This window comes from Kosmotoga sp., from assembly GCF_982836095.1.
This window is the reverse complement of the sequence record NZ_CEYIHJ010000235.1, coordinates 1-2,061: the sequence shown is the minus strand read 5'-3', so window position 1 is coordinate 2,061 and position 2,061 is coordinate 1. Positions and strand designations below refer to the sequence as shown.

The 2,061-nt window shown below is 39.6% G+C and carries 3 protein-coding genes; 2 read left to right on the top strand and 1 reads right to left on the bottom strand.

Annotated features, from left to right (window positions below; translation table 11 throughout):
• A partial coding sequence (locus AC3LHT_RS10580; protein WP_488662871.1) for a hypothetical protein occupies window positions 1-1,166 on the bottom strand: 1,166 nt, incomplete at its 3' end.
• 169 nt (window positions 1,167-1,335) lie between these two features.
• Here AC3LHT_RS10580 and AC3LHT_RS10575 point away from each other — a divergent pair.
• Both AC3LHT_RS10575 and AC3LHT_RS10570 read left to right on the top strand, forming a co-directional pair.
• A complete protein-coding gene (locus tag AC3LHT_RS10575; RefSeq protein ID WP_488662870.1) occupies window positions 1,336-1,767 on the top strand; it encodes an FKBP-type peptidyl-prolyl cis-trans isomerase in 432 nt (143 codons plus the stop codon).
• An 80-nt stretch (window positions 1,768-1,847) separates the two neighbouring features.
• A partial coding sequence (locus tag AC3LHT_RS10570; protein WP_488662869.1) for a hypothetical protein occupies window positions 1,848-2,061 on the top strand: 214 nt, incomplete at its 3' end.

The following is a 2,061-nucleotide window of genomic DNA, read 5'->3' as shown; positions in this document are numbered from 1 at the left end:
GGATATTTTAAACAGGAGCCTTGAAATCGATCAAAAAGAGCTCCTTCCCAATCACCCGCAAGTAGTGTGCCCATGGGGAACATCGACTGGTAATAACCAGCTTCAGCATAGAATTCAGGAACTCCACCATATCTTCCTAAGTCTATTTCCGGGATTCTCACTCTTAGATATCCCTTTAATATCGGCGAAGTAGGTATAGTGTTATAACTGTTAAGGGCTGCCCTCAATACCAGCATATTTCCGATATTTACATTCGCCTTGATGAACCAGCCCATAGACGACTGTGTCGCGTCGGTAATCGGGGTTAACTGGATATCAGGGTCACCTTCGAGCGTTTTTAGCTTCTTATATTCATAATCGCCGTCGTAGTAGCCGGGTATGAAATTGCTTGAATAGTAAACAAGACCGCCTTTAACCCAAAGAAGGTCAAGAATGGAAAAGCGTCCTCCAACACCAGCGCCAAATCCAATTGTATCGAAACTTGAGGTGGCAAGAAGAGCTGCTTCTGCAGAAGGAATTATCCTTATGAGCTTCCAGTTGATTATGGGAAGACTAAGTGATAGAGTTGAACCATATGCTGGAATGCCTGGAAGGGCCGTTAGCTCACTGTTGCTTTCCCATAGGAATGTAGCATCAAAAAGCATATTCAAAGGAAGCTTCAAGAATGCGCCTCCAAACCAGAGCGACGAAGTATTAAGTGTGCTGAATGGGTTTAAAGATGTTATCTCAAAAGGAACATGGAAACTTAGCCCGGGTTGGAATAAAGTCACTTTTCCATCAAAAGCCCATGAGTTAGGTTTTCTGTAGGCGTCAAGGAGCAGTCCGATGCCTTTTGAGTAATAAGACATCATTCCATATCTGACATCGAATAACTCATTATGGACTCGTATTCCATAAATCGATATCCCATTGATAAAGCTCGTTGAATCTGGAGTATCAGGATTGGGTCTTCCAAAGTACATCGTGCCACCAATTTCATCCTGGTACATGTTGAAACCTAAGTCCACATCAACACCCGGAATGACATCTGTTATGGGATAATGGAACATGTAGATGAAGTAACTTGAATTGTCCATTTCTAAGCTTCCAAAGCGCAGTTCAGGACCAAAAGCAAATAATGCACCCACTAAAAGAACAAAAACAACAACAGTGAGTTTCTTTTTCATATGCCCACCTCCTCTAAAAATGTTCCCAGTTTCATTATAATGCTTTCGCATTAAATTTGAATTAAAATCAAGAACTGTACCACAAAAAACATTAGTAAACATGCAAAATCATTCCTTGTTTTCATAGTATACTGGTAATAATTTGACTGTCTAAATGAAGGAGGAAAAAATGAGAAAAGTAGAAAAAGGAAATACTGTAAGAGTTCATTACACAGGAAAATTCGAAAATGGTGAGATTTTTGATACCTCAGTCAACCGCACTCCACTGGAGTTCATCGTAGGAAATGGGCAAGTCATCAAGGGGTTTGATGAAGCAGTTATCGGAATGAAGATCGGAGAAAAGAAAACTGTAAATATCCCATTTGAGGAAGCCTACGGCCCACATATGGATGAGCTTGTTTTCACCTTTGAAAAACAAAGTCTTCCTGAAAACCTCAATCCTGAAATTGGGCAAAAGCTGCAGCTTGTAACAGGTGATGGAAAAAGAGTTAATGTCACTATAATAGCGGTTTCTGAAACAGATATAACACTGGATGCGAATCACCCACTGGCTGGGAAGAATCTTGTATTTGAAATCGAGCTTGTAGAAATATTAAGTTGATTAATTAAATCCTCCGGACAGATAAATCTTTCTAAAAGTGCGCTCCTTACATGCTAAAATATTTTAATACTGAAAGGGGCGTGGCTATAATAAAGATAAAAGGGCTATTGTTGCTTGCTCTCATATCTGCTATGAGTTTTTATCTTGTGGGCTGCTGTCTGCGCATAAATAACAATGTTAAAGTTTATGGGCGTATAAAACCCTATGCAGGTAGTGCTACCACTTCTCCCTTATTGTTATTCTCTTCTGGATTTGGCAAAAAAACCTTTGGAAAAAAGTATATTGTTAAACTAC